Origin of the sequence: Pseudobacillus sp. FSL P4-0506, from assembly GCF_038003025.1 — a bacterium.
Classification (GTDB): domain Bacteria; phylum Bacillota; class Bacilli; order Bacillales; family Domibacillaceae; genus Pseudobacillus.
Genome location: NZ_JBBOOI010000001.1, coordinates 2,344,654 through 2,371,467 on the forward strand (window position 1 = coordinate 2,344,654; position 26,814 = coordinate 2,371,467).

Annotated in this window: 25 protein-coding genes; 18 read left to right on the forward strand and 7 right to left on the reverse strand. The window is 40.1% G+C overall.

The window, feature by feature from the left end; translation table 11 throughout:
• Nucleotides 1-19 precede the first annotated feature (19 nt).
• The 6 genes from MKZ02_RS11700 to MKZ02_RS11725 all read left to right on the forward strand — a co-directional run bounded on the left by MKZ02_RS11700 (nucleotide 20) and on the right by MKZ02_RS11725 (nucleotide 8,430).
• Entirely contained in the window at nucleotides 20-1,183 is a 1,164-nt protein-coding gene (locus tag MKZ02_RS11700) for an acyl-CoA dehydrogenase family protein (protein ID WP_340853670.1), read from the forward strand.
• A gap of 263 nt (nucleotides 1,184-1,446) precedes the next feature.
• Nucleotides 1,447-2,859, forward strand: coding sequence for an MFS transporter (locus tag MKZ02_RS11705; RefSeq protein WP_340853671.1), 1,413 nt, complete (start codon nucleotides 1,447-1,449; stop codon nucleotides 2,857-2,859).
• A 61-nt stretch (nucleotides 2,860-2,920) separates the two neighbouring features.
• A complete protein-coding gene (locus MKZ02_RS11710; RefSeq protein WP_340853673.1) occupies nucleotides 2,921-3,694 on the forward strand; it encodes an electron transfer flavoprotein subunit beta/FixA family protein in 774 nt (257 codons plus the stop codon).
• A gap of 64 nt (nucleotides 3,695-3,758) precedes the next feature.
• Complete coding sequence (locus tag MKZ02_RS11715) at nucleotides 3,759-4,730, forward strand: electron transfer flavoprotein subunit alpha/FixB family protein (RefSeq protein ID WP_340853674.1); 972 nt, start codon at nucleotides 3,759-3,761, stop codon at nucleotides 4,728-4,730.
• Nucleotides 4,731-4,768: 38 nt separating this feature from the next.
• Nucleotides 4,769-6,859 carry a (Fe-S)-binding protein gene (locus tag MKZ02_RS11720; RefSeq protein ID WP_340853675.1) on the forward strand — a complete coding sequence of 697 codons (2,091 nt, stop codon included), beginning with the start codon at nucleotides 4,769-4,771 and terminating at the stop codon, nucleotides 6,857-6,859.
• 98 nt (nucleotides 6,860-6,957) lie between these two features.
• Nucleotides 6,958-8,430 carry an aldehyde dehydrogenase family protein gene (locus MKZ02_RS11725; RefSeq protein ID WP_340853676.1) on the forward strand — a complete coding sequence of 491 codons (1,473 nt, stop codon included), beginning with the start codon at nucleotides 6,958-6,960 and terminating at the stop codon, nucleotides 8,428-8,430.
• A 134-nt stretch (nucleotides 8,431-8,564) separates the two neighbouring features.
• Here MKZ02_RS11725 and ltaE read toward each other — a convergent pair whose 3' ends face one another.
• Nucleotides 8,565-9,599, reverse strand: a complete 1,035-nt coding sequence (gene ltaE / locus MKZ02_RS11730) for a low-specificity L-threonine aldolase (protein ID WP_340853678.1) — start codon at nucleotides 9,597-9,599, stop codon at nucleotides 8,565-8,567.
• A gap of 251 nt (nucleotides 9,600-9,850) precedes the next feature.
• Between ltaE and MKZ02_RS11735 the strand changes: the two genes are divergently transcribed.
• The 7 genes from MKZ02_RS11735 to MKZ02_RS11765 all read left to right on the forward strand — a co-directional run bounded on the left by MKZ02_RS11735 (nucleotide 9,851) and on the right by MKZ02_RS11765 (nucleotide 15,584).
• A complete protein-coding gene (locus MKZ02_RS11735) occupies nucleotides 9,851-10,321 on the forward strand; it encodes an AraC family transcriptional regulator (protein WP_120032151.1) in 471 nt (156 codons plus the stop codon).
• 208 nt (nucleotides 10,322-10,529) lie between these two features.
• The gene (locus tag MKZ02_RS11740) at nucleotides 10,530-11,153 is read left to right on the forward strand and encodes a hypothetical protein (protein ID WP_120037789.1); all 624 of its coding nucleotides are present in this window, start codon (nucleotides 10,530-10,532) and stop codon (nucleotides 11,151-11,153) included.
• A 245-nt stretch (nucleotides 11,154-11,398) separates the two neighbouring features.
• Nucleotides 11,399-11,581: a hypothetical protein gene (locus MKZ02_RS11745; RefSeq protein WP_142927210.1), complete on the forward strand. Its 183-nt coding sequence runs from the start codon at nucleotides 11,399-11,401 to the stop codon at nucleotides 11,579-11,581.
• A gap of 302 nt (nucleotides 11,582-11,883) precedes the next feature.
• Entirely contained in the window at nucleotides 11,884-12,465 is a 582-nt protein-coding gene (locus tag MKZ02_RS11750; RefSeq protein WP_340853681.1) for a GGDEF domain-containing protein, read from the forward strand.
• A 650-nt stretch (nucleotides 12,466-13,115) separates the two neighbouring features.
• Nucleotides 13,116-14,021 (forward strand): peptidoglycan-binding protein, encoded by a 906-nt coding sequence (locus MKZ02_RS11755; protein ID WP_340853683.1) that lies wholly within the window; start codon nucleotides 13,116-13,118, stop codon nucleotides 14,019-14,021.
• Between the two features lie 426 nt (nucleotides 14,022-14,447).
• Nucleotides 14,448-14,852, forward strand: a complete 405-nt coding sequence (locus MKZ02_RS11760) for a DUF2500 domain-containing protein (RefSeq protein WP_120032145.1) — start codon at nucleotides 14,448-14,450, stop codon at nucleotides 14,850-14,852.
• 486 nt (nucleotides 14,853-15,338) lie between these two features.
• Nucleotides 15,339-15,584 (forward strand): hypothetical protein, encoded by a 246-nt coding sequence (locus MKZ02_RS11765; RefSeq protein WP_340853686.1) that lies wholly within the window; start codon nucleotides 15,339-15,341, stop codon nucleotides 15,582-15,584.
• Between the two features lie 100 nt (nucleotides 15,585-15,684).
• Here the strand turns inward: MKZ02_RS11765 and MKZ02_RS11770 are convergent, their stop codons facing one another.
• The 4 genes from MKZ02_RS11770 to MKZ02_RS11785 all read right to left on the reverse strand — a co-directional run bounded on the left by MKZ02_RS11770 (nucleotide 15,685) and on the right by MKZ02_RS11785 (nucleotide 18,336).
• The gene (locus MKZ02_RS11770) at nucleotides 15,685-16,029 is read right to left on the reverse strand and encodes a potassium channel family protein (protein WP_120032142.1); all 345 of its coding nucleotides are present in this window, start codon (nucleotides 16,027-16,029) and stop codon (nucleotides 15,685-15,687) included.
• Nucleotides 16,030-16,334: 305 nt separating this feature from the next.
• The gene (locus tag MKZ02_RS11775) at nucleotides 16,335-16,598 is read right to left on the reverse strand and encodes an excalibur calcium-binding domain-containing protein (RefSeq protein ID WP_120032140.1); all 264 of its coding nucleotides are present in this window, start codon (nucleotides 16,596-16,598) and stop codon (nucleotides 16,335-16,337) included.
• A gap of 999 nt (nucleotides 16,599-17,597) precedes the next feature.
• Nucleotides 17,598-17,789, reverse strand: coding sequence for a hypothetical protein (locus MKZ02_RS11780; RefSeq protein ID WP_340853687.1), 192 nt, complete (start codon nucleotides 17,787-17,789; stop codon nucleotides 17,598-17,600).
• 181 nt (nucleotides 17,790-17,970) lie between these two features.
• On the reverse strand, nucleotides 17,971-18,336 hold the full coding sequence (locus tag MKZ02_RS11785; protein ID WP_340856386.1) for an immunoglobulin-like domain-containing protein: 366 nt from the start codon (nucleotides 18,334-18,336) through the stop codon (nucleotides 17,971-17,973).
• A gap of 171 nt (nucleotides 18,337-18,507) precedes the next feature.
• Here MKZ02_RS11785 and MKZ02_RS11790 point away from each other — a divergent pair, with 171 nt between their 5' ends.
• The 4 genes from MKZ02_RS11790 to MKZ02_RS11805 all read left to right on the forward strand — a co-directional run bounded on the left by MKZ02_RS11790 (nucleotide 18,508) and on the right by MKZ02_RS11805 (nucleotide 22,933).
• The gene (locus tag MKZ02_RS11790) at nucleotides 18,508-19,263 is read left to right on the forward strand and encodes an SGNH/GDSL hydrolase family protein (protein ID WP_340853688.1); all 756 of its coding nucleotides are present in this window, start codon (nucleotides 18,508-18,510) and stop codon (nucleotides 19,261-19,263) included.
• A gap of 532 nt (nucleotides 19,264-19,795) precedes the next feature.
• Nucleotides 19,796-20,761, forward strand: a complete 966-nt coding sequence (locus MKZ02_RS11795; protein WP_340853689.1) for a helix-turn-helix transcriptional regulator — start codon at nucleotides 19,796-19,798, stop codon at nucleotides 20,759-20,761.
• 72 nt (nucleotides 20,762-20,833) lie between these two features.
• On the forward strand, nucleotides 20,834-21,466 hold the full coding sequence (locus tag MKZ02_RS11800) for a type 1 glutamine amidotransferase family protein (RefSeq protein WP_120032130.1): 633 nt from the start codon (nucleotides 20,834-20,836) through the stop codon (nucleotides 21,464-21,466).
• Nucleotides 21,467-22,093: 627 nt separating this feature from the next.
• On the forward strand, nucleotides 22,094-22,933 hold the full coding sequence (locus MKZ02_RS11805) for a YitT family protein (RefSeq protein WP_120032128.1): 840 nt from the start codon (nucleotides 22,094-22,096) through the stop codon (nucleotides 22,931-22,933).
• Between the two features lie 489 nt (nucleotides 22,934-23,422).
• Here the strand turns inward: MKZ02_RS11805 and MKZ02_RS11810 are convergent, their stop codons facing one another.
• A complete protein-coding gene (locus MKZ02_RS11810) occupies nucleotides 23,423-24,319 on the reverse strand; it encodes a hypothetical protein (protein ID WP_340853691.1) in 897 nt (298 codons plus the stop codon).
• 333 nt (nucleotides 24,320-24,652) lie between these two features.
• Here MKZ02_RS11810 and MKZ02_RS11815 point away from each other — a divergent pair, with 333 nt between their 5' ends.
• Complete coding sequence (locus tag MKZ02_RS11815) at nucleotides 24,653-24,844, forward strand: DUF3908 family protein (protein ID WP_340853692.1); 192 nt, start codon at nucleotides 24,653-24,655, stop codon at nucleotides 24,842-24,844.
• Between the two features lie 341 nt (nucleotides 24,845-25,185).
• On the opposite strand, the gene MKZ02_RS11820 is transcribed toward MKZ02_RS11815, so the two are convergent.
• On the reverse strand, nucleotides 25,186-26,544 hold the full coding sequence (locus MKZ02_RS11820) for an IS1182 family transposase (RefSeq protein ID WP_340851863.1): 1,359 nt from the start codon (nucleotides 26,542-26,544) through the stop codon (nucleotides 25,186-25,188).
• Between the last annotated feature and the right edge of the window lie 270 nt (nucleotides 26,545-26,814).

Consider the following 26,814-nt stretch of genomic DNA (forward strand, 5'->3'; position numbering starts at 1 on the left):
ATAATGGAGGTGGCATAGCATGGATTTTTCATTAAGTGAAGAGCAAGAAATGTTTCGCGGGTACGTGAACAAATATTTAAATAGTATGGGTCACACGAAAACAGCTCGCGAATTTATCAAAGGGGAGACAGAGTCTTACAAAACGATTGTTGCCGGGCTGGCCGAATTAGGCTGTACAAGCATTAACATCTCTGAGGAATATGGCGGTATGGGGCTCGGAGCACTCGATTTAGTTCCGGTACTTGAAGAGTTAGGACGCAGTGTTCTGCCTGGTCTTTATCTAGAGACGAACAGCTTTGCCGTACCTGTGCTTGAAAGATTTGGTTCACACAGCCAGAAACAAAAGTACTTGCCAGCCATTGCAGAAGGCAATCAAACTTTCTCGATTGCCTGGCTGGAGCCTGGTGGCAGCTACTATCCGGCTGGTATTCAAATGACGGCCTCTTTGGAGGGGGAGTCCATTCGATTAAATGGGACAAAAACATTAGTACCAGACGCGGAACTGGCGGATAGCTTATTTCTCCCTGTGCGCACAAGTGGAGAAAGAGGAGAGGAAGGAATTTCGCTTGTTATCGTAGATTTGGCTGAAACAAATATTGCAATACGCAAGCAAAAAAATATTGATGACAGCCGGCATTTGGCGGAAATTACGTTCCATAATGTCCAGATCCCTCAAGAGCAAATGGTGGGACCGCTTCATAAAGGATGGGACATTCTCCAGGAGGGGGTGATCGCGGTTAATGCTGCTCTTGCTTCCGTCATGGTCGGCGGAATGGAAGCCATTGTAGAGATGGCTGCAGAATATGCAAAAATCCGCGAACAATTTGGTCAGCCTATTGGCCGTTTTCAAGCGATTAAGCATAAAATCGTCGACATGAAGGTAGACCTTGAGATGGCCCGTTCGCTCGCTTACTACGCAAACTGGGCATTGGAGAATGAGCCCGAAGATCGGGTACAGGCAATAGTATGTGCCCGGCTATTTGCGGCAGAAGCGTACAATAAAGCAGCCGCTAATAATATCCAGATTCATGGAGGGATCGGTTTTACCGAAGAAATTGACTGTCACCTCTATGTCAAACGGGCACGCTTTTATGAAAATTACTTGGGAAGCACACAATCGTACTATGAAAAAGCGGCCGCTGCATTGGGCTGGTGTGAACCAGAAAAGGTGAAACAATTTTAATACGCAAGAGGCGAAAATCCATTTATAAGCAATGAAAAAAGTAAAGAATTTCATATACAGCCAATCATCTTTGTTCATGGAAAATGCCCGCGCAAATACATGTGTTGTAAATGGGATATGTGGAGAGCAGCTGAGCCGGCTGTTTCGGCTTCAAAACAGGTAAAATAGCTGGCTGCAATATTAAGCAGGCCGAGTGTTGTTCCCCCCGCTTATCCCAATTGCACACACTGTTATAGTGTTTTTTAAAACAAGGAGGAAAGCTAATGGAAGAAAAATCAGTGAGGAAAGCCTTTCATTTTTTGTGTCTTGGAATTCTTCTTGTTGTTTTTGCGGAAGCAACACATATCCCCGCCTATCCTAAAATGCTTGAACACTTTGGTTTAGGTACAGGGTATTCGGTCTATATGCAATTGGGATTTGCGCTAGGGTTAACAGGATTTCAACCACTCATGGGGTGGATGTCAGATTCCTTCGGGCAAAAAATAGTCATCTTATTCGGAGCTGCCTGTATGGCACTTGGTTCACTTTTTATTGCGGCTGCTCCTACTTTTTGGATATTGGTTGCCGGGTTGTTTTTAAAAGGATTCTCCGGGGCCGCTGTGATTCCTGCTGGTGTCACCTTCGTTGGGAGATATTTTACGAACGAGCAACGGGGAAAAACCATGGGGCTTTACGGATTTTACACAGTTATTGGCGGCTTGGCAGGTCCGCTGTTAAGCGGGATATTCGTTGACCGCTTCGGTTGGTCTTCTATTTTCTTCCTATGTGCGGCATTGGGTGTGATTTCCTTTTTATTGTTTGCTTACGGAGTACCCCATGTAAAAGGTAAAAAGTCTGAACATTTCGACTTTGGTGGTGTAATATTAGTTTTCTTCATATTAGGAGGGCTTTTAACCGTACCAACGTTCATTAACAACTATGGCATTTCTTCGTGGATGTGGGTGCCTGCTTTTGTGATTTCTGTCATTTCTTTTATTTTATTACTCGTTGTTGAAAAAAGACAAAAAAAGCCTTTGCTGGATATCGATTATGCCAAGACGAGAAATTTCTGGGTGCCGTCTGTTATTGCTGTCATTATGTACATGTCATTTAGCAGCGTCATGTATCTATTAACGTTCTTTGTACAAAGTGTGCAAGGAAAGCCTTCAACAGTTGTCGGCTTGCTGCAGTTTCCTCTTTTTTTAACGATGGCACTGGCCAACTTGTTGAGCGGCCGGTTAATGGGCAAGCTCTCGGCACGAGCGCTAATTGGCACGAGTATTAGTTTGTTAGTGGTGGGGATCGGCATGCTGACTGTCGCCAAAATCGACACGTCCTTTTTCTATCTATTCGTGTCCATGAGCTTAATCGGCACAGCAATCGGGACAGTTGGACCAGTCGTGAAATCTGTTATTGTATCAAAAGCACATGAGGCTCGTCTGGGGGTTGTGTCATTTACCTATATTACGATTGAGAATGTAGCTTCTCGCGTTGGAGCGTCGTTCGCGCTTGTTACGTTTGCGTTGTTTGCAGCAGGAGGAAATTCAGTAGGCGCTCTTTCGTCTACAGCCCTATTGCTAACTGTTTTTACAGCGGCTGCCTTCCTCTTTCTGATCTTAATTCCGAAAAAAATAACGGGGATTCAAGAGAAGACAGAGAAATTACCGGAAAGCAAAGAAGATACGGAAGTCATTTAAGGGATAAAGACCAATATTTAATCAAAGGCCAACAAATTAAATAGAAATAGGAGGATTTCGCATGAATATTTATGTTCTGTTAAAAAGAACATTTGATACAGAAGAAAAAATCAATCTGTCAAACGGGGAAATCAGTGAAGAAGGAGCGGAATTTATTATTAATCCGTACGATGAGTACGCAGTGGAAGAAGCGATACAAGTGCGTGACGTTCAAGGAGGGGAAGTAACAGTTGTTTCCGTCGGGTGCGAGGAAGCGGAGAAGCAGCTGCGAACGGCTTTAGCCATGGGAGCGGATAAAGCGGTATTAATTAATAGTGAGGATGACGTTGAAAATGGCGATCAATATACAACAGCTAAAATTATCGCTGAATATTTAAAAGATAAACAGGCCGATTTAATCATCGCCGGCAATGTAGCTATTGACAGCGGCTCTGGCCAAGTGGGCCCTCGTGTAGCTGAAATGTTGGGAATCCCTGCTGTAACAACGATTACAGACCTTGAGATGGATGGTCAGAATGTAACGATTGTTCGCGATGTGGAAGGTGATTCTGAAACAATTGAAGCCTCTTTGCCGCTGCTAGTCACTGCCCAGCAAGGCTTAAATGAACCACGTTACCCTTCCTTACCGGGAATTATGAAAGCGAAGAAAAAGCCATTAGAAGAATTGGAGCTAGATGATCTTGACCTTGATGAAGAGGACGTGGAACCGAAAACTAAAACCATTGAAATTTTTTTACCGGCGAAAAAAGAGGCAGGAAAAGTATTAAGCGGTGAATTGAATGAGCAGGTAACTGAGCTCGTTCACCTGCTGCGTAACGAAGCGAAAGTCATTTAATAAAAATAAGCTGTAATGGCAAAACAGATCATCAAAATAAAACATGGCATAGGAGGTTTTTAAGATGAGCAGAAAAATTCTCGTATTAGGAGAAGTGCGCGACGGAGCTTTAAGAAATGTCTCATTTGAAGCGATTCATGCAGCCAAGATCGCTGCAGGGGATGGAGAAGTAGTAGGGATCTTGATCGGTGAAGCTGTTCAGCCGTTAGGAAGTGAACTTATCCAATATGGTGCAGATCGGATTGTAACTGTAGAAAGCGATCAATTAAAGCACTACACACCCGATGGCTTTTCCCAGGCAATAATGGCTGTCATCGACCAAGAAAATCCAGACGGATTAATCTTTGGCCATACCGCACTGGGGAAAGACTTGGCACCAAGGATCGCCAGTAAACTTGCGTCTGGTTTGATTTCTGATGCCACAGGTGTGGAAGAAATCGACGGAACGCTTGTTTTCACTCGACCCATTTATTCGGGAAAGGCATTTGAAAAGAAAATTATTATAGATGGCCTTGTTTTTGCAACGCTTCGTCCGAACAATATTGAACCGTTAGCAAAGGATGAGTCTCGTTCTGGAGAAGTCTCTTCCTTAGATGTTGAGGTTCAGACGGTACGCACCGTCATCAAAGAGGTGGTGAGAAAAACGAGTGAAGGGGTCGATCTTTCAGAAGCAAAAGTCATTGTCGCTGGTGGACGCGGAGTGAAAAGTAAAGAGGGATTTAAACCAATAAAAGAACTTGCCAAGGTTCTGGGTGGTGCGGTTGGTGCTTCTCGTGGAGCATGTGATGCCGAGTACTGTGATTATTCACTGCAAATTGGTCAGACGGGAAAGGTGGTAACTCCAGATCTATATATTGCTTGTGGGATCTCTGGAGCGATTCAGCATCTGGCAGGCATGTCCAATTCAAAAGTGATTGTGGCGATCAATAAAGATCCGGAAGCGAGCATTTTCCAAGTAGCCGACTACGGCATTGTCGGTGATCTATTTGAAGTCGTTCCGATGTTAATTGAAGAGTTTGCTGCAGTCAAGCAGTAAGCAAAGGGGCGCTATCACAATAAAAGGAAGTGACCATAATGAATCTATTAATCATCAATACCATCGCCTTTCTTTTAGTGACAGGTTACGCCCTTTACTTGTTTCTATATCTGGTGAAGACTCGTTATGAATATATCAAGTTAGGCCGCAAGCAGGAGTTTGACCGCAGGTTTAAAGAACGGCTCGATTTAGTGAAGATTAACGTTTTTGGCCAGAAAAAGCTATTAAAGGATAAGAAGAGCGGGATCATTCATGTCATGATGTTTTATGGTTTCCTCCTTGTCCAACTAGGGGCGATTGATTTTATCATAAAGGGGCTTGTGCCGGGTGCTCATCTTCCGCTCGGTCCAATTTATCCTTTCTTTACATTCTTTCAGGAAGCTGTCACATTAATGATTTTGATAGCTGTTGTCTGGGCGTTCTATCGCCGGTATATTGAAAAACTCGTACGTTTGAAACGTGGGTTGAAGGCAGGGCTTGTGTTAATTTTTATCGGGACACTCATGCTTTCCGTTCTGTTCGGCAATGGAATGTCTATCATTTGGCACGGGCATGCGCCGTCGTTAACTGAACCGGTAGCTTCTGTTGTTGCTAGTATTTTTAGCTGGCTGAGTGAGCCCGCTGCCATGGCACTATTTTATGTTTCCTGGTGGATTCATTTGCTGGCGCTGTTTTCTTTTCTCGTCTATGTTCCTCAATCTAAGCATGCTCACTTAATCGCCGGGCCAGCCAACGTGTTTTTCAGCCGGTTAACTCCGCCTGGAAAGCTGGCAGCCATTGACTTTGAGGATGAATCACAAGAAACGTTCGGTGTTGGCAGAATTCAGGACTTCACACAAAATCAACTTATTGACTTGTATGCTTGTGTAGAATGCGGACGCTGTACGAATATGTGTCCAGCAGCCGGTACAGGAAAGATGCTTTCACCGATGGATCTAATCGTGAAGCTGCGGGATCATCTGACCAACACAGGCGCTGCAGTAACTGCTCAATCGCCATGGGTTCCAGGATTTGCTTTTGCTAATACGCAGGGAAATCAGCTCGCCGCAATGGCTAAAGTGAATACGCATCAGGAAACCGTCGTCGCTCTTGATTACAACCCAAGCCTGATCGGGGACGTGATTACAGAGGAGGAAATCTGGGCTTGTACAACTTGCCGAAATTGTGAAGATCAGTGCCCGGTTATGAATGAGCATGTAGATAAAATTATTGATCTTCGCCGTTATCTCGTATTAACGGAAGGCAAATTGGATGCGGATGCCCAGCGTGCAATTACTAACATTGAACGCCAGGGCAATCCTTGGGGAATCAATCGCAAAGAACGGGAGAATTGGCGGGCCGGACGTGAAAATATTGAAGTGCCGACCATTAAGGAGCTAGAGAAAAAAGGAGAAGAATTTGAATACTTATTCTTTGTGGGATCGATGGGCTCTTATGATAATCGCAGCCAAAAGATTGTTCAATCCTTTGCCAAATTACTAAATGTAGCGGGCGTGAAATTTGCCATTTTGGGCAATAAGGAAAAAAATTCCGGAGATACTCCCCGCCGGATTGGCAATGAATTTTTATTCCAAGAGCTGGCAAGGGCTAACATTGAAATGTTTCAGAAGCACAATGTAAGAAAAATTGTAACCATTGACCCGCATGCCTACAACATATTCAAACATGAGTATCCAGAGTTTGGACTTGAAAATGTCGAAGTCTATCACCACACGGATCTTCTATTTAAACTGATCAAAGAGGGCAAGCTTGTTCCGAAATACGAAGTGAACGAAACGGTTGTCTATCACGATTCTTGTTACTTGGGCCGTTATAACAATGTCTATGATCCGCCGCGAGAAATCCTGAAGTGCATACCTGGAGTAAAAGTTGCGGAGATGGAGCGCAATCGTGAAACAGCTATGTGCTGTGGGGCAGGCGGAGGCATGATGTGGATGGAAGAAGATACCGGACAGCGGGTAAATGTAGCACGGACACAGCAGGCCCTGGCTGTAAATCCGAGTGTTATAGGCAGTGGATGTCCGTATTGCCTGACGATGTTAAGCGACGGCACAAAAGCGATGGAGAAAGAGGGCAGTATTCAAACATTGGATATTGTAGAAATCCTCGAAAAATCCATACTAGCATAACCTTGTCATTCCACTAGAGAGTTAGATAGAAAGATAAATGGAAAGTGAAAGATGGCTAGTTGAAAGTAGTTTAATATTCTAAAAAAGGTGGGATTACATTGACGACAAAGCAAGAATTAAAGCAGTACCAGAACTTTATCAATGGCCAGTTAATGTCAGCCTCTTCTGGAAATACAATGGATAGTATTGAACCTTCTACAGGAGAAGCTTGGGCTAAGATTCCATTAAGCCAACAAGAGGATGTAGAAACCGTTGTTGCAGCAGCACGTCAAGCCTTTCCTGCCTGGTCGGCACTTTCTGCTGAAGAACGTTCAGGTTATTTAAGACGTATCGGCGATTCTATTTCGTTGCATGCTGAAGAATTAACAACGCTGGAGACTAGAGATAACGGAGAAGTGATCGCCGTCGCACCTTATCTAGCTGAAGCTATCAAATCAGTCTGGTATGACGCGGCAGGAGCTTGCAAAGATGGTAGCCAGGGAAAAACGGTTCAAATGGGACCAACTAGCATCGGATATACCTTGAGAGAACCATTTGGAGTTGTAGTAGGAATCCTGCCATGGAATGCGCCGCTTTTTACATTCACAATAAAAGCCGCTTATGCTCTCGCTGCGGGCAATACGGTCATTATTAAACCGTCTCAGCAGGCTTCTGTTTCCTCATTGCGGTATGGTGAATTGCTGGGTAAAATTCTTCCTCCGGGTGTGCTTAATGTTATTTCCGGATTGGGGAGAGACATAGGGGATGCTTTAGTAGCTAATCGTGGGGTGAGCAAAGTAAGCATGACAGGCTCCGGGACAACTGCTGGTGCCATCCTTCGTGCAAGTGCTCCACATCCCAAACCAGCTATTTTTGAATTAGGCGGGAAATCACCGAATATTGTGTTTGAAGACGCGGATCTTGATAAAGCGGTCGATGGAGTCATTCATGGCATCTACACGAGTAACGCTGGACAAAGATGCACAGCTGGCTCAAGAATTCTCATTCAACGTTCTATATTCAATGAAATGATCAATCGAATAGCGGAAAGAATTAAAAGTACGATAAGCGTAGGTGACCCCATGGATCTGAAAAATACAATGGGTCCTCTTTCAAGCCTGGATCAATACGAAAAAATCCGTTCTTATATCGAGCTGGGATTAGAAGAAGGGGGGGAAATAGTTTGTGGCGGTCGCCATGGAGGGGAGACTATTCTTCCAGACAAGCCTGAGCTCTCCGGCGGTTACTGGGTGGAACCTACTTTGTTTAAAGTGAACAGTAACTCGTTGCGTATCTGCCAAGAGGAAATTTTCGGTCCGGTAGCGGTTGTTATGCCTTTTGAAACAGAAGAAGAGGCTGCGGCAATAGCAAATGATACCTGCTTTGGCCTAGGGGCGGGAGTGTGGACAAGGAATCTTAATCTTGCCCATCGGATGATTCGGAAAATAGAATCCGGAAATGTATGGGTAAACACTTATTCAAGAGTAGGAGCCGACCTGCCGTTTGGCGGTTTTAAAGAAAGCGGATATGGCACAGATTCGATTCTTGAGTATTCGCGTGAAAAAGCTTGTGTGATTGAGATCGGGGAATAATTAAAATTCTCAACCGATACGTACAATTTTAAGAGAAAAAGAAGCAACCAACAGTTTGGGTGAACTGTTGGTTGCTTTAGCATGAATGATCAAGCTTTCAATCAAAGAAAATAATAGACCTCTCTCTGCAATCATTAAATAGGTTGAACATTTACTGTTCTTTGGATAGTCAATAATGCCTTATCAATATCTGTTCTGGTAACACCATTGTTCGTCACAAATCTAATCAAATGGGGGCCGAACTCTCCAGCCAAGACGCCATTCCTTTTTAATTCATTTAAGAAGATCTCTGTTGTTTGGTTAGAACGAGCAATATTAACTAGCACAATATTCGTTTCGACCTTGTTTTCTAGTGTGATTCCTTCAATACTATGAAGACCTTCAGCAAGATGCCTGGCATTTTCATGATCTTCATGAAGGCGCTCGATGTTTTCTTGAAGGGCGATCATACCAGGTGCAGCCAGAACTCCAGCCTGCCGGAGACCACCGCCTAAGCGCTTGCGCCACTTCCGTGCTTTGGAGATGAAACGAGAGGAACCAGCAATAATTGAACCAACTGGTGCGCCTAATCCTTTAGATAAGCAAAATTGGACTGTATCGGTGTGTTTAGCAAATTCTTTTGCTGGAATTCCGGAAGCAACGGAAGCATTAAACAATCTGGCACCATCTAAGTGAACAGGCACGCCGTTTCTTTGGGCAATTTGATAGATTTCTTCCATGATTTTAAGCGGAACAACAGCCCCACCAGCTTTGTTGTGTGTGTTTTCTATACAAATCAGTCCTGTTTCGGGTTGGTGGATATCGTCCTCTCGGATAGCTGCTTTCACATCACTTGGCTTCATAGCTCCACGTTCCCCAACTAATGTTTTGGTTTGCACACCAGCAAATGCTGACATGGCAGCGGCTTCGTAGAGGAATATGTGTGATTGAGCTTCTAATATCACTTCTTCTCCAGGCTTACAATGTACCAAGCCGGCAATTTGATTTCCCTGCGTGCCACTTGTGACAAATAAAGCCGCTTCTTTTCCAAGCATCTCCGCAGCAAGCTCTTCTAATTTATTGACTGTTGGATCCTCGCCGTAGACGTCATCTCCTACCTCGGCTTCATACATGGCTTTTCTCATTTTTTCGCTTGGTTTTGTTACCGTATCACTGCGCAAATCTATCATTATATAGCCTCCTATAGTTAAACCGTAAATACAGATGTGAGGTACCTGTTCACTCTACCTAGTCATTTAGCAGGATTTATTGATCACACCTTTATTCCGAAATTTTACCATAAGAGATAATCGTTTCAAAGAAAAAACTGAATTGTCTAATAACAAAAAAGGCAAATAGGAAAATAAAGGATTCATAAATAAAGCGAGGAATATATAGAGAATGAACTTATTTACCTATTCTAGTTTGATCGGAGAGAAAAATGAACATAAAAATTAAAGAATTACCGGGATTTGATGTGGCGTTTATTAGGCGTACGGGAAGTTATTTTGAACCGCAGGAACACTGGGGAAAGTTGATCGATTGGGCAGCGAATAATGGGCTTTTTCCGCCGAAGCAGTCTTTCATAGGAATCTCCTTAGATAATCCGAGTATAGTTGAGAGCCACAGCTGTCGTCATGATGCGTGTGTAACCATTCCTCAAGACTTTGAAACAGAGAAACATAAACAAGTGCAATTTAGGAAATTAGCGGGAGGGGTATATGCAGTATATTCATTTTGTGATGCGCCCGAGAAATTGAATGCCGCGTATCAATACATGTTTGAGGATTGGCTGCCGCGAAGCGTCTATCAGGCAGATTATGAGAGGCATAACCTGGAATTTAATTTAAACAACCCAGCGGAAGATCCAGAAGGAAAATGCAAGGTTGACCTGTATGTTCCTATAAGATAGGAAAGGAATCATTCGTTTTTCTCTACTCCTTCTTCATTAGTAAGATTTTTTATCGAATAAACGCTTTATAAGCTTTAGATTAAGTTCCTTTACATAGAAATGCACTATTTTGGTAAATAAAAAGAGAAATAGAATCAATTAAGAAGCTTCTAACTCTTGGCTTATGTTATTCTTAGGAAGAGAATGAGTAATGGAGGCTGTTCAATCTATGAAGATATCAATTACGAGAGCCCTGGCAGAGCTAAAACTGTTAGATAAACGCATTCAAACAACAATGAATCAAACTCCTTTTATTAGTTATGCTGTGGGCAATAAGCCTGTTAGCGGATTTGCTACGAATAAAGAGTTTGAAGATAAAGCCAAATCGGCTTATCAATCCACACTTGATTTGATTAAGCGCCGAAATGCTATTAAATCTGCGATTGTTTTATCTAATGCTATGACGCAAGTTGAAATTGCGGGCAATCAGTATACAGTAGCAGAAGCTATTGAACGGAAAACATCTATTCAATACGAACAGCAGCTTCTCCGAAAAATGAAACAAGAATTTTCACTGGTTACCGACCAGGTAGAAGATATCAATGATGAAGTAAAACAACAGTTAGATCGCCAATTGGAAGTATTGTATGGTCGCGAAGCGAAATTAAAAGCAGAGGAAAGCAATGAGCTGACCAAAAGTTATCGGGAAAAACATGAGGCGAAAATCGTTGACCCGTTGAAGCTGCGACAGGAATATGAAAGATTAGAACAAAAGATTGATGAGTATTTAACAGAAGTCGATTTTGTGCTATCGACATCCAACACATTGACAGAAATTGAAATTCCTGAGTAAATAGAGATGGTTAGTTAGCCGAAAATCAATAAAACTGAACAGGTGCCAGCGGCTTCGACCTTACAGCCGCTAACTTTTATCATAATGAGGTTATCTAAAACATTTAGTCATGCGAAGCTATCGCATACTTGGATAAAAGTTCAAAGCTCAAAGCTCAGCCCTTAGAGTTCAGGAATCAAACTTCTTACTATTCAAAGCTAAAGATTCATAGTTCATACGTTCGATAAAATCCATGAGAACGGCTAATGCGGTGGTTGTTCATCGACCGTGTTGGTTGCCGCATGGCTGGCTGGCTAACGATTATACATATTAAGAGGCTTAATGAAGCGATGGCTACTATATATAGTAGCCATCGCTTTTTTATGGATGCAGTTTGGCTTTTAGACGGCTCATTTTTTGAGAGGGCCGTTCCATGCTACGTGAGATAATCAAGGTTAAACGCCTGAATTTCACTATTGATGAGCGGTGACACACACAATTTGGACATCAAGCTTTTCCTCCTGAACCAGTGCAGGTTAATCAAACCCATTAATTCCTAGTAGATGAATAGCAAGGAAAGCGATATTGACGAAAACATTATCAATGATTCCCATTTGCTAAATCGCTTAAATTATAGTTATTCCTCTCTTTTCCCTTTCAGATAAGTTTATTGTAAGAGAAAAGAGAGAGGAGTGTAAGAATGGAGTTATAAAATGAAATGAGTCAGGGAAACAAAGAGAGGAAGATCTCTATGGATAATCAGCAGAAGAAGCTAGTTGAAAGTGAGGGATCCATGAAGGACGAACTGGAAAAATGGAAGTATTTAGCGTTACACCATGAGCTGACAAAGCTGCCTAATCGTCGTATGTTTTATATGTCAATAGAATCATATATGAAACGTGCCCAACAAGCTGGAAACAGCTTGGGAATCGCTTTGATTGATATTGATGAGTTTAAAGGGATAAATGATCTATTTGGACATTCGGCGGGAGACCGGTTTCTCATTGAGACAGCTAAACGCTTAGAAGCGCTAGCAGAGTACGGCATTGATGCCTTCCATTTAAGCGGTGATGAGTTTTTATTGTTAATAGAACAGGATGATCACCTAGAAGAAAAGATGAATCAAGTAAAAGCAGTATTCGATACATCCTTCCTCGTAAAGGATAGTCATATTTCTATTCGTGCAAGCATAGGTATCAGCCTTTATCCAGAACAAGGCCAGGATATAGATAAACTTTTGGAATATGCCGATCTGGCTCTCTATCAAGCTAAATCTTCGATGCATCACCAATGCTGCTTTTGTTATTTTACTCCGCATTCTCCAAAAGAATAATTATATAATTGCCAACAAACCATCGATTAAGAGACTGGAATCTCTTGGGAGACTTAAAAATAAAAACCTCGCTTATAAGCGGGGTTTTTTATTGCCAATGTTTTTTTTCAGTTTCTTAATCTGGCTCCTGGATGGTTAAAATACATATCATCATTAGTTGAAAATTTATTGGTTTTAGGATTTATACCTGTATTCATCATTCTTTCATCATGAGCAATGATCAATAAATGAGTGGGTACATCCTTCCTTACATAATATAGATCAGTATTCTCTCCGGAATGAGGATAGCCGTCGACCATACACAAAGAAGTATTTTCAGATAAAGCTCACCAGTCAGGCTGTTTTTGCTATGGGAAAGTTGATTTCCCGCAAATGTATGGAAGCCTAATTTTTCCTAGTTATATAGAGGGGAGGATCTCTATCACTAATGAATCAAATAAATGATGGGACAATCATTCTTTTTTGATCTAGTGATTGTCTAAGAATCCACATTATACGATACACCCTGCCATTTTCAGTTGATTAGAAAATTGAGCGAAATGCCTTTCCAGTTATTGCTAAAACGCCGACACGAATTGTCCACTAGAAGAATAGTAATATTACATGCAAGGTTCATTGAAGTGAAAAATTTTAAAACTGGGAGGGTTAAAATGAACGTAAATGAACTATTAGCAAAAGCGGATCGGCGCTTGAAAGATGTTCATCCGTTGCTCGCAGAGAAAGCGAGAGAGCTTATTAGACAAGCGCATAGTAAAGGAATCTATATCCTTATTACTCAAGGATTGCGAACGATTGCTGAGCAAAATGAATTATATGCACAAGGACGTGAGAAACCGGGGGAGATTGTTACAAATGCCAAGGGGGGCTACTCTTACCATAACTTTGGATTGGCTTTCGATTTTGTTATTGCGTCGTCGGATGGGACAGCCGTATATTGGAACGAAAATGTTGATACCAATAAAGACGGGAAAAAAGACTGGTATCAAGTGGGGCAATTAGGTAAATCACTCGGACTTGAATGGGGAGGAGATTTTCGCAGTTTTAAGGATCCTCCGCATTTTCAGCTAACATTTGGCTTATCTCTTGCAGAACTCCGATCAGGAAAGAAGCCGCCGCCATCTGGCAGCTACACACCTCCTGAAAAATCTTATCTTGAGCAAGGAGACCGAGGCAACAAGGTAAAAGAATTGCAAGGAAAACTTGTTAAGCTTGGTTACGATACAGGGGGTGTGGATGGGATTTATGACAACGCTACCGCTAATGCTGTGATGGTTTTGCAAAGGCGTACTGGACTCCAAGCCGATGGTATCACAGGTGAAAAGACGCTGGCTAAGATAGAGGAACTGTTGAAAGAGTTAAAGGAAAATAACAAAGATACAGAAAAGGAGGAACCAAACGTGGAATACAAAAAAGATGCGGCTGCATCCCCGCGCTTCAGAGAAGCCCAGAAGTGGGTTAAAGAAAAGGGCATATCCGATGGTACTTACCCACAACGGCCGGTGACAAGGGAAGAAGTATGGTCTATGTTATATAGAGCAAGTCAAATGGATCAATAAACTATGTTAAAAGGAAGCCTCTACGGAAAGAATGTTGCAGAGAACTAAACCGTACTTCCATCTCCAATGAATGGGGACTTAGGGGTGTGACAAAGGTATAAGAAGAGGAAGTGGCTGGTTGAAATTTATAGGTGAATAGAGTGAAGTGTTAAAGTATACCAGAGTTGCTCGGGAAAAGGGAAATGCTACTAGGCTCATAAATTAGCAAGTAAAGTTCGAGTTTTCTAATTGACACAACCTTTAATCTCCTCCCGATTATTTATGATGGATGATTAACTTTATTCACCTGTTGCTAAGATGATCTTTTCATCCTTGCTGCTGCTATTGCTACAATTAACCGCCGCCAGTAGAAAAACTATAAACAATGGGGAACTTTCTTTCAATTTCTTCGTATAATTGTGTTAACAGAATAAGGAGGACGGTGTCATGTATACTCTTGAAGGAAATGGAGATTGGTTATTCACGGCTGTTCCTGTTGTTATAGGGCTGATTTTTGCGGTCGCTCTTATCGGCATTATAGTTAACGGATTCAGAGGGCTTAGCCAATGGAATAAAAATGAGCATTCTCCCCGTTTGTCTGTTCCAGCAAGCGTGAAGGCTAAACGAATAAATGTTACAAGACATAATCAGTCATATGATGAGAATACTTACTCTAACAGTTCCTCTACGACTTACTTCGTTACATTTGAATTTGAGAGTGGCGATCGATCAGAGTTTCGTGTTCCAGGCAAGGAATATGGACTGATGGCAGAGGGCGATATAGGAACTCTAACTTTCCAGGGAACGAGATACATCGCATTTTCCAGAGGAAAGCCGACTGAACTATCATAGGCAGGGCTTTTCGGAGGAATAAAATAAGGACTTACGCAAACATTGAATGGAACTGGACAGTGTCTGAAGGTAGAGACAGCGAGTATGAATAAAGAAAAATGACTTGAGGCTGGCACAGTTTTATAGGAACAGCTTAAGGAAGAAAAGACAGAGGACTTCAAAGGAAGTTGAATACTTGGGTATACAGGAGAATTTGAATAGAAATGAACAACGAAGCATCCTAAAAGGGTGTTTTATTTTTGGAGCAAAACAGTCTTATGTACTCTATTTTACTGTTTTAAGCAAGAGTCCTATAAGAACATTCTTCCATTTGTTTCTTTAATGCACTGGAAGAGGATTTACTGCTTTAACAGGTTGAGGAAAGACTAGAGTGAACGAATAAATCGGGAGTTTATCCGCTATATTGTATTTATCATTTGCTTATATTGCACATATTATCTAGAGGAAAATGAATACTAAATTTGGAAGCTAAAAGAGGTGATATAAATGAAACAGTGTCCGTTGTGTAATTCATTTAAAGAATTGGAATTGTATTGCCCGGATTGCGGTTCCCAATTAGATGATTCGGGCAAAGTATCCGATTTTTTAGATCCATACGGCCATTATAACGATGAAGAAACAGTAAAGATGGGGGACGGCTATCCGAACACAGCGAGAGATCAGATTTGTCCCCATGTAATGTATTGTCATAATTGTGGATATGATGAGGTAAAGCTTGTTCAAGAAGAGTAGCGGATGAACCTGTATGTTTCTTTATTTCTTGCGCCTGTATGATTATCAGTAGCACCTGCACAACTGATAATAACCACAGCGATCTGTCTTGCTGTGGTTGTTATTTGATCGTTTGCTTTTCATCCTCCGGTTGTTTAATCATGGCATAGGCAAGATACACTATCAGCCCAACAAACAAACCGGTACCAGCTAAAATATAAACGATTGTAAACACCTTGCCAAACGCTGTTTGAGGCTCAAAATTAGGATGGCCAACTGTACTGAGCGTCACAACGCAAAAATAAAGAGCTTCTATTATACTTAACCCTTCTTGCTTAACATAAAAGATCGTTCCCGATAGTAAAAAAATCAAAACTAAAGTGAAAAGCACTTGAAAGTTCTTCAATTTAAAAGCATGTTTTAGGGCTTTTAAAAATCGTTTTAAAGTTAGCAAAAAAGAAATCATTATTACTTCTTATCCCCTTTATGTGGCAAAAGTTTGTTTAATGTAAAAAATTATACTATATGTGAAAGTATGCGCTATAACAAAAAATAACAAACAAGTGAACAAAAATCGGCGAATTGAAGAATGGAAGAGCACTTGGTTTAAATGGAACAGCCAGTATTTGTAGTGAATGTGACAGTGGAATTTTTATTGAGAGAGAATCTTACCCAAATAAAATAAGAGAACCCGCTGACTAGTTAGATCTTCAGCGGGTTGTTATCCTCTCTATAGATTATAAGAACAGAGGAAATAGTGTTAAAGTTTACTCATCTCTCGCAAGCAATGCCATCTTTATCTCTGTCAAGCTTTGAATTTGACTTATAAAGGGCTGCAGATACTGTGGGCTTATACTTAGTTTTGCCGCCTTTATTTTTTACCTTGGCGTCTTTGGCGACTCCACCTTGATAGGATTTGTTTAGTTCCGTACAGTTTTTATAAGATTTTGCCGCTGCATCCACAGTGGAAGGAGTGACGGCTGAAACTCCTAATATTAGGGACGAAGATAAGATTACTGTAGCAATACGATTCATAATAAATCGGCTCCTTTAATTCATGTGTAGTTACCTCTTAAAAATCCAATCATCTTTATTGCACTCCAGCTAATTTTTTAGCAATTCTATCTAAACTTTACACATAAAAGATGAAATGTACTTTCTTCCATTTTCCTACAACTTAATTGGGGATTCCAGATCATTTTTTCGTCAAATAACGACAAAAGGTCTAGAGGGGAGATAGTTTATTGGGCTTATATGCCTGATTTTGCGCAGATAAAGCTAGGGGCATAACCTAGTCTCTCTTGTATTTCGTGACCTGGGGAGTCATTGGTAAAGATTGTATCAACTGAACAGAACAACGAAGACGAATTAGCGATTATTTTTTAGTAAAGGGATGATTGGTTTAACGACGTGAAGAGGGATAGACGAAAGGAAGGGGCGAAAATCAGAAATACGCTCAGAGATCATACTGATGAAGCAGTGTTCCAAGTGTAAGTATCTAGGGAAGCAATTGAACATGAAGATTGAGGAATAGTGGACATAAGCGGTGTGAAACATTACAAAAAGCACACGAATGCTGTTACGCAGTTCATAAAATATACGAAGGAGGGGAGGGTGTGCAACTTATTTTAAATGATTGCTGTAGACATTGCTTGTTTTGGTTTGAGAAGCAACATGCAGATGTTATGTAGATGGATAATCGAGAATTTACCGATACATTATGCGATGAACGGATAGTATAAATCAAACTAGACATTATAGCAGAATTTCGAAATCGGCTATTAACGAAGGAGCATTTTATGTAGTTGTCTTTGAGCTGTCGTATTTGTGAAAGGCTAGCGAAGATCCATGGTTGGCCAAAAAATATGGAAAGCTTAATGACTTGCAGCAATTGGATAGTAGGAAAGGTTTCAATAAGTGTATGCGCGTTCTTAAAACAAATAGAGAGTAGAGCGAGGATCAAATAAAATTACACGAAATTGAGAATGAACAGCTCATGATAAATACCCTGCTTAGTAGCAGGGCAGTATTCATCTATGGCTTTAATCGCTGCTGGCTGATCCACCAGTCAATGTGATCTAAATTAAAAATAATGAGGTGTTTTAAAGGTCTGAGGTGAGGGAGTTCTTTTTTTAATAATAGATCGTTGACCTGTTCTTCCGTAAGTGGAAAATCCACGAATTCTAAATAAGCGATTAAATTCTTTATGCCATGAACTTTTCTCATGTAATCACCTCCCACCGGGTTTTCCTTATTCAAACCAAATAAAGAAAGCTCAGTGCTAGATATTAGATGAGAAAGCTTAATAACTTGGTACCCCTTTTTCTATAAAATACACCTATAACTTATGAATGTACTTTTATGGCGTAGTACTTTAATGGAGTCACAGATCAAGCCTTTTCCTTTCTCATTCTACAATTTTAAATGGAGCAGCAAGTGCGCCTATAAGAGCTTGGTATTCACCCGGTGTAAGCTCGTAATTTAGATCATCAACATTAAGGATTAAGGATGATACTTCATTTGGAAGGTGAATCATTCCTTGCTCTGTGAAGACTTTTGCTTTCATTGGCACCTTGCGCCATATACCGTCTACCTTTTTTACAAGAAACACGTGAGCAAATGTCATGTATTCTTTATCACTTTCATTATAGATCTCGACAGTGATCACCTTCACTGCAGCTGGGTACTTAGCTTTCTCAGTTTTGATAGTAACCCCATTTTCCGAGTTAGAGTGCTTTTGAGCAGGATATTTTTCTAGGTTCGATTCATTTATTTGGCATCCAGTGGAAACGAGGAGTAACGCTGCGAGACATTGACGAACAGTTCGGTTGTTCTAAGTCATTGTAGTTCGGTGAAAAAGTGAGGTTCCACTATTCCGTTTTATTCTTCCAAGTAAGGAAGTAAATGGTATAATAAGTGTGTACATAGAGTGGGGGTTATTAAAATGAACAAGATTAAAAAATTGTTGGTATCTGGGATTGCGGCAGCCGGACTCCTCATCTCCGGCGTGTCATTTAATATAGAGGCGGCTCCAATCAAAACTGATAGAGTCGTTGCTTTTGGGGACAGTAACACGTCTGGATCATATTTGCCGAAAGAGTTCCCGGATTATCCTGACTGCAACTGGCCTAACGTTGCAGGTGTGATCAATAAAGGCGTAAGCGGAAATACAACGGATCAAGCCATAAAGAGATTTAAGAAAGATGTGCTAGACCTAAATCCAGCAGTTGTTGTGATTATGTTTGGACTAAACGATGCATTGATTAACCCTAAAACTGGACAACCACAAGTTAGTAAGGCTCAGTTTGAAAGAAATCTTGCCAGCATGGTCTTACAGTTAAAAGAAAGACCTGCTAAAGTCATATTGATGACTAATCTGCCTGTGAATGAGGGAGTATATTATCAATTCCATTCAGCAAGCAATCCTAAAGTGAGAGCATTATACGCTGATAAGGGCGGCCTACGCAAATGGGAGAACAGCTATAACGATGTGATCCGAAAAGTGGCAAAGGTGCACAAGGTTCAACTCGTAGATAACTATGCGAATGCCGTATTGAAAGCTGGAAATGCGACAGATACAAAGATTTCAAAAAGCGGGTTAGTTGATCCGCTGCTAGGCTTCCATTGGACGCCAAAAGGACATAGCATGGTCGCTTATTCTGTAAACTACTATTTAAATAGGATGTTTCCCTACGTCTAAATAAAAATTCACTATATCACATGAAAAAATTCGACTTCTTCACTCCGCTAGAACGATCTATAATGTGGAAAATATAAAAACTTAATACACAGCCTAACAGAAAAATCAAGGGCACTAAAACTTTAAGGCAGGTTGCAACTGCTTGATTGTTTGGAACCCTCCTTTATTTTAGAAAATAGTATAAAAAGCAGCGAGTAGCTATAACATATCATCTTGCTGCAGCGCTTGGACCATCTGAGCATTGGAGATTTGAAACAAAGGTTGAGAAAAATCCTGCGTTAAATCAGGATTTTTCTTTTTTGTTGTGATAAGGTAAAACTCCATTCATCTTTCTTTGCTAAGGGCCAGGTTGTGGGGTAACCCGGTTGATGGATTTGAAAACGGATTGTGAAGAATTCCATTTGAACTATCAAGATATACTAGCAATCCAAGGAAATAAGTTGAATTTAAATAATAAATACAGTGGAACTCACTCATTATTAATTAACGAACATAAACTTACATAATCAATTCCGTATAGAGGTGGATGTATATGCCTAAAAGTGACAATCTACTAGCAATTCTATGGATGCTTAGTTCAGGTAAAAAAGTTACTGCAAAACAAATTTCAGAAAAGCTAGAGATGAATATAAGAACGGTGTACCGTTATATTGATACACTTTCAACAAGTGGCGTACCTATCATTTCAGACACAGGCCATAACGGTGGATATACTTTATTGAACAATTTTCTTGAAGCTCCTCTTTTTTTTGATTTTGAGGAGCAAACCGCCCTATGTCATGCTGCTATTTTTGCAGAAGAAGCCGGATATTATGGAGGTGAAGCACTAAAAAGGGCTATTTCAAAGCTAAGCAAATATTCAAATCAAGAGCAAGAGACAAAAATAAACCAACATGTAACCAGTCTTGAAGTAATACGTCGATTAAGTTCGCTTTCTATGGAACCTTTGTTAAAGGACTTGGAGCAGGCCGTAGCTGACGGATACTCTGTGAAAATTCTATACAACAGAAGTGGCGAAGAGCAATCAAAGTACAGGTTGGTTGATCCATACAGAATGATTTATTGGAATAATAAGTGGTATGTGATTGGATTTTGTCACCTCAGGAATGACATCCGTAGTTTTAAAATAGAGCGGATTGAAAATCTAATGTTGACCGAAAATAAATTTACTCGACCAGAAGAATTTTCCGCACGTGACGTTTTTATGAAAAACCTTCTTCCAACGATAGAAAATAAGAAAGAGATTATTTCTTTGGTTATAAATGGAGAGGCAAGGGCGTTGAGTGATGTTTGCGGACATTGGTTTTTAGAACATTATTTACAAGAACGAACTTCAAATCAAGCAGTATTTCTTCTTGAAAAAGATATCCTCCATACATATGTACCTTACTTACTTTTACCGTACGGTCAATCTATCGAAGTTATTCAGCCAATAAGCCTTAAGGAGCGGCTTATTGACATTCTGTCGGAATTAATAAAATTTCATCAAGTAAGATAACTTCCCTGACATTAGCTGTCAGGGAAGTTATCTTATAATAAGCTATATTACTTGTGATTGGAGTGTTATTAGATGCAGACCCCAAAAGTTTATCTTTATGTATTCAATACAATGTCAGACTGGGAATACGGATATTTAATTGCCGAACTACACTCAGGGAGATATTTCAAAAAAGATGTAGCGCCTTTAAAAGTAGTTACAGTAGGAGCGAATAAAGAAATGATTACTACGATGGGAGGACTGAGCATAAAACCAGATATTTCCCTTAATGAGTGTACTCTTGAGAGGAAAGATCTTTTAATTTTACCTGGAGGGAACACGTGGGGAGAAGAGCTTCATCAATCTATCCTGCAAAAAACTGGTGAAGCTTTAGAACTCGGCACTATTGTTGCTGCCATTTGCGGTGCAACGGAGGGTCTCGCAAACATGGGATACCTAGATTCTAGAAAGCATACAAGTAATAACTTGGAATATATGAAAATGGTTTGTCCTAATTACAATGGAGAAAAATTTTATGAGGGAAGATCCGCGGTATCCGATGAGAATTTGGTTACTGCCTCAGGAGTAGCTCCTCTGGAATTCGCAATGGAAGTACTGAAAAAACTAGATGTATGTGCACCAGATACATTACATTCCTGGTATAACCTACATAAGACTCATCAACCTGAATACTTCTTTCAATTGATGAATTCAGTAAATGAATGAGTTAATAAAATTAACTTAGCAAATTTATACGAATTTAAATAATTGCCATGCTTGAAATTATGTTAAATCCTAATTTTTGTATACAACTTAAAAATATTTATGGAAGTAAAAAATCACATTAAATCTTTTTGAACGACGGTGGGCTTTTTCTTTGGGAATGAGGATGAAATGGTCTTCAAGAATCGGGCGCTTTAGTTGAGCCAGATAATTACTTACAGACTGATCGGTTTTTGCTGTTCAGTCTATTTTTCTTAATAAGCCTTCTCCTATGGAGAAGGCAAAGGTTTATTGATTTTCAAGGATTTAAAGTTTCCTGAATGCAATGATCAAAATGGATTACACGGCATTTACTCCTATGGTGGCCCCTGACATCCAGAATCGTTTCCGTATCCCTATAAAAAAAAAATAAATGCAGAAAGATAGAAGTCAATAAGTGTATAATGATAAAAAGTTTTCACCTTCCTAGAGAGTAAAGGAGGTTTATAGGACAGCTAATGATTTTTTATAGTGAATACAAGGAATATAAGAATAGATAGTTAAAAGAGACAGGCGGGCGCTATTCGTTTCTATTACAAAAACGAAAGAGCTGCCCGTTTGTTTTTCAAAAATATATAAGCAGGTGTTAATGTGAAAAGAAGATTGTTGGATATTTTAACGATTATGGTAGGGTCCTTTATTTTTGCTTTGGCGATTAATGTTCTTATCATTCCTACTAACCTTGGAGAAGGCGGAGTAACGGGGGTTGCGCTTATCTTCTATTATTTGTTCGAATGGTCTCCTGGACTTGTAACCCTTGTGGTAAACAGCCTTTTAATTGTGATTGGCTATAAATTTTTAAGCAAGACCTCTGTTCTTTACACGATTATTGCTGTTATTTTTAACTCTCTCTTTCTCCATATAAGCCATGATTGGCGGGTAGAGGCATCGGATATGCTGGTGAATGCGATATTTGGCGGCGTTCTTGCAGGACTCGGCATCGGGATGGTGATTAGAACAGGCGGGACAACAGCTGGGTCCACGATTCTTGCCCGCATTGCCAATAAATATTTCGGATGGAGTATCAGCTACGGGTTGCTGTTCTTTGACCTCATTGTAGTATTTTCCTCATACTTTATCATCGGAACAGAGCGTTTGATGGTCACGATTGTCATGCTTTATGTCGGAACAAAAGTTATGGACTTTATTGTGGAAGGAATGAATCACAAAAAAGCGGTCACCATCATCTCGAAGAGTCATGAAGAAATTGCTGAGAAAATTAACCAAAAAACACATCGAGGCATCACGGTATTGACAGGATACGGCTATTACACGAAAGATGATAAAAAAATCCTTTATGTCATTATTCATAAACAAGAGGTGCTGATGCTTAAGAAAATTGTGAAAGCCATTGATGATGAAAGTTTTGTGGCCATCCATGATGTGCGGGATGTTATCGGAAAAGGATTTATGGACAGTGCAAATGTATAAATAACAAAAACAGGCGAAAATATCTTTATTAAAAAGGGATAGAATCAGCGAAGCTGTCACCCCCCATAGGAAGTGTCAAATTAATAATAAGTTGTTTAAGGTTTCAAAATTAAATAATTTATTGTCTATACCGTATACTGAAACTATCGAGTGCATTAGTTGAAAAAAGGGATATTATATATTAGTCGTATAAAATAGGTAATGTCCTTTAATCAAGCAATATTTATTATTTTTCATGTAAACGCCCCTATCCTCAATGGATAGGGGCGTTTGTTTTTATTTAGACTACCTTTTTATTAGTGTAAGAGAACTTGCCAAAGTTGCTTATAATAAAAGAGTTAACATCGGAGTAAGGAAATTATACAGATAATTGTAATTAGATAGCTTACAAAGTGTTTAATAAGCTGGGGTTATGAGACTCAAAGCTATAAAACGGACCGTCTATTGATAATCTGTCTTTGAGTAAGGTTTTTATGAACTAACCAAAGGTTATTTTGCGAATGAAAACAACTTTTGATTTAAGGTCTTGTCAATTTCAATATCCTTTGTGTAAAGAGCTTCTACCATAATGCCTGCATCATTAATAACTTCCATTTGCAACATGATTCCAGTATGAGGGTCTACATTGATTTTGAAATTTTTAGCGTTAAATCGTTCAGTATAGTTAGCATTTAATGTACCTTCAATAGCAACAGTATTGACCCCTGCTATTTTTTCTTCACCTTTTATATCCCATTTGGTTGTATCTTCTAAAAAGCCCATGGCAATATCTTCTGGTAGTAAAGAAGTTTTTACAGTACCACTCATTAAGGATGGTTCAAATCTAAAATTATACAGTTTTTCACCATCTATTGTACCTATACGTTCTTTCATAGTTGTACCTTTAAATAGATTTCTGGTGTCAGTAGGCATTGGAGCAATCTTTTTGGTGGTAACATTTGACGCTGTTCCTCTTTCTTTAGAGCCGCTTTTATAAACGGTTAAAGTGTCACCATCATATGTTTTTATTTCATACTCATCGTTCGGCATAGCTTGGTTTTTCACATTGGTCTTTTGGTTATACAAAGTTTTTTCATAAGACTTTGGCTTTTCGGAAAGATCATTTTGATACGTGACTAATAAGTTAAAACCGCCTCTTTTGCTGTAGTATTCTAAAGAACCAGATACAGTTGAATAGTAATCAATGGCATTAAGCATAGTGTTTTGAATATTGATTTTATTAGACTCAGTATTTGAACTTGTAAAATGAACTTTTTTAACTTCTTTTGTCTCTGTTACTTGAGCCAAAGCATTGTCTTGATTAGTAAGGGAAGCTAAACCAGATCCTAGAATGCCAATACTAAGTGAAGCAGCAATAATGTTTTTTGTTGCTTTTCTTTTGTTCATAATAATGATTCTCCTTATTTTGTTAAATTCTATCATATCATATTGAAAGGATAATAAAGTTATTTTTTACTTATTTTGTATGATGAGGTGATGAGTACCGACTTAACCAAGGGGTTATATCCTATACATTTTTATTTTATATCTCCTCCAAGAGCCACTCTTGCATGAGAAGAAATTTATTATAGGATTAAAGATTTTCTTCCTCCTCTGATTCTTCTTTATTGATTTCGTGGGTGTTGTCATCAAAATGAAGAGCGCAGGTTCTTTTTATAGTCAAGGAGGGAGGGAAAACACCCCTTTTGTCGAAGTGAAGGGATGAAAGGAGAGGATGGAATGGACGAAATGAATGTTGAAGTATTCAAAGAGCATATTGCAAGAGGGACTGAAATAGACGGCAATATGATTGAAGTGATCGAGCGGTTCATAGATCAAAGTGATGTAAAAATTTTTTATCCAAAAAATTTATTTGCAGATGATAAGCCGCTTGAAGTGTATTTTTCAAAAAAGATAAAGTCGTTGCTCTAGGCGAAAGCCAACAAGCTATCATGATAAAGACTTTCAAATATGACCAGATTAAAAATGTAGAATTCCTATACGCTGGACATTTCAAACCATTAGTTTTAAAGATCATCTTCTTATCAGGTGAGGAATTTTATTATCTGGGGAGAATGATACAAACAGTGCATGGAGCGTCCAATTTGATAGTAAAATTATCGATATATTTACATTCCTTCATTGAGCACCCTTTAGGGTGCTTCAGTTTGTCGACAAAAGGGGTTCGGAATAGTCTTATTCCGAACCCCTTTTGATTTTTCGGTAGTTTTAAAGCCATTCGAGAGAAAGATAGACCTCTCCGAGGTCATCATTTAAGCCATTTCTGGTTCTCGCCAAGTCCAGCTGGCCATTTTCTTGAGATTCATGGCAGCGAAAGTAAGCATCGCTTGCATCGACAATTTTTTAAGTCCCCTTAACGTTGTCCAACGCATGCCATGCTTTTCTTTTGCATCTGCGAATACACGCTCAATCGTTTCTTTTCGCTCCGCATAAATCGCTTTAACTTCTTCGTGGTGGCGAAGATGGTCGGCCTCTTCCATATATTTCTGCCAAATATGGCGTGTCACCACTTTTTGATGATTTCTGCTTTTCGTGCATTTAGCTAAAAAAGGGCAGGAGGTACAAACCTGTTTGGGTGATCTGTATTCACGATAGCCTTCCTTATTCGTCGTTGAGTAATTCAATACTTCCCCTGCCGGACAAAGGTAACAGTCAAAATGTTCATCGTACACATAGTCATGCTTTCTGAAGAAGCCCTCTTTTGTGCGCGGCCGTGTATAAGGCAAAGCAGGTGTCATGCCGTTTTCCATTAAATAACTGGCAATGGCAGGTGTTTTGTAAGCTCCGTCTGCACCAACAGCTTTAGGTTTTCCTACCTTTTCTATCACTTTCTCCATTAACGGCTCTAAGATTTGGCTGTCATGTGTGTTGCCTGGTGTGACCATTGTGCCAATTACGAATCCCTTACGGTCTGCGGCCGCGTGAAAGGAATAGGCAAATTGTTTGGTTCGTTCGTCTTTAACGTAGTAGCCACTGTCCGGATCGGTTGTACTTTCCTTGATTTCTTTTGTTTCTTCTTTATCGAACTTATCTGGCGGGAACGGCTTTTTTCCATGATCCTCTCGGTCCTGATTAATCTCTTCTTGGAGGCGTTCCTGATACGCGCGTGTTTCTTTGCGAACCATTTTCTTTTCAAATTTACGCTTATTCGCGCTAGCTTTTACATGAGTGGAATCCACAAAAACGTGCTCCGCACTAATGAGCTTTTTCTCGGCAGCTATTTTTAAGATACGATAGAAGATCTGTTCAAACAGGTCGGTATCTTTAAAGCGACGCTCGTAGTTCTTACCGAAGGTAGAGAAATGCGGCACTTTATCATGGAATCCATAACCGAGAAACCAGCGGTAGGCCATATTCGTTTCCACTTCCTCGATCGTCTTGCGCATGGATCGAATGCCAAAGGCATATTGGATAAATGTTAGTTTAATTAAAATAATTGGATCAATGCTTGGGCGGCCCACTTCCGCATACAATCCTTCCACCAAGTCATAAATAAAAGAGAAATCCATCGCTGCCTCCATTTTACGGACCAGGTGATTCTCTGGTACAAGCTGGTCTAGAGCGATCATTTCTATTTGATTCCGTTGGATTGGATTGTTTTTCGAAAGCATCTTTCTCACCTCAAGTGTTTGATCTATTTATTTTAAAACAGGTATGGTTGTACGGCTACTCTAACTTTGTAACCCCTGTTGATTGAAATGAATGGCGCAAAGACTCCTGCGGGCTCACCGCCCGCCCCGCGGAAAGCGAAGCGCCTGGAATGGAAATCAACAGCCCCCATTCACAAGCAAAATAAAAAGGACTGTAGACAAACTCTAGAATTTCATTGAGTTTGTCTACAGTCTGGAGCACCCTTTAGGGTGCTTTTTTCTATGCTCTAA

Bases quoted from the DNA above. Each gene is read 5' to 3' on its own strand.
- MKZ02_RS11700 (WP_340853670.1), top strand. From the start codon at position 20: ATGGATTTTTCATTAAGTGAAGAGCAAGAAATGTTTCGCGGGTACGTG.
- MKZ02_RS11705 (WP_340853671.1), top strand. From the start codon at position 1,447: ATGGAAGAAAAATCAGTGAGGAAAGCCTTTCATTTTTTGTGTCTTGGA.
- MKZ02_RS11710 (WP_340853673.1), top strand. From the start codon at position 2,921: ATGAATATTTATGTTCTGTTAAAAAGAACATTTGATACAGAAGAAAAA.
- MKZ02_RS11715 (WP_340853674.1), top strand. From the start codon at position 3,759: ATGAGCAGAAAAATTCTCGTATTAGGAGAAGTGCGCGACGGAGCTTTA.
- MKZ02_RS11720 (WP_340853675.1), top strand. From the start codon at position 4,769: ATGAATCTATTAATCATCAATACCATCGCCTTTCTTTTAGTGACAGGT.
- ltaE (WP_340853678.1), bottom strand. From the start codon at position 9,599: ATGATAGATTTGCGCAGTGATACGGTAACAAAACCAAGCGAAAAAATG.
- MKZ02_RS11735 (WP_120032151.1), top strand. From the start codon at position 9,851: ATGAACATAAAAATTAAAGAATTACCGGGATTTGATGTGGCGTTTATT.
- MKZ02_RS11740 (WP_120037789.1), top strand. From the start codon at position 10,530: ATGAAGATATCAATTACGAGAGCCCTGGCAGAGCTAAAACTGTTAGAT.
- MKZ02_RS11745 (WP_142927210.1), top strand. From the start codon at position 11,399: ATGCGGTGGTTGTTCATCGACCGTGTTGGTTGCCGCATGGCTGGCTGG.
- MKZ02_RS11750 (WP_340853681.1), top strand. From the start codon at position 11,884: ATGGATAATCAGCAGAAGAAGCTAGTTGAAAGTGAGGGATCCATGAAG.
- MKZ02_RS11755 (WP_340853683.1), top strand. From the start codon at position 13,116: ATGAACGTAAATGAACTATTAGCAAAAGCGGATCGGCGCTTGAAAGAT.
- MKZ02_RS11760 (WP_120032145.1), top strand. From the start codon at position 14,448: ATGTATACTCTTGAAGGAAATGGAGATTGGTTATTCACGGCTGTTCCT.
- MKZ02_RS11765 (WP_340853686.1), top strand. From the start codon at position 15,339: ATGAAACAGTGTCCGTTGTGTAATTCATTTAAAGAATTGGAATTGTAT.
- MKZ02_RS11770 (WP_120032142.1), bottom strand. From the start codon at position 16,029: ATGATTTCTTTTTTGCTAACTTTAAAACGATTTTTAAAAGCCCTAAAA.
- MKZ02_RS11775 (WP_120032140.1), bottom strand. From the start codon at position 16,598: ATGAATCGTATTGCTACAGTAATCTTATCTTCGTCCCTAATATTAGGA.
- MKZ02_RS11780 (WP_340853687.1), bottom strand. From the start codon at position 17,789: ATGAGAAAAGTTCATGGCATAAAGAATTTAATCGCTTATTTAGAATTC.
- MKZ02_RS11790 (WP_340853688.1), top strand. From the start codon at position 18,508: ATGAACAAGATTAAAAAATTGTTGGTATCTGGGATTGCGGCAGCCGGA.
- MKZ02_RS11795 (WP_340853689.1), top strand. From the start codon at position 19,796: ATGCCTAAAAGTGACAATCTACTAGCAATTCTATGGATGCTTAGTTCA.
- MKZ02_RS11800 (WP_120032130.1), top strand. From the start codon at position 20,834: ATGCAGACCCCAAAAGTTTATCTTTATGTATTCAATACAATGTCAGAC.
- MKZ02_RS11810 (WP_340853691.1), bottom strand. From the start codon at position 24,319: ATGAACAAAAGAAAAGCAACAAAAAACATTATTGCTGCTTCACTTAGT.
- MKZ02_RS11815 (WP_340853692.1), top strand. From the start codon at position 24,653: ATGGACGAAATGAATGTTGAAGTATTCAAAGAGCATATTGCAAGAGGG.
- MKZ02_RS11820 (WP_340851863.1), bottom strand. From the start codon at position 26,544: ATGCTTTCGAAAAACAATCCAATCCAACGGAATCAAATAGAAATGATC.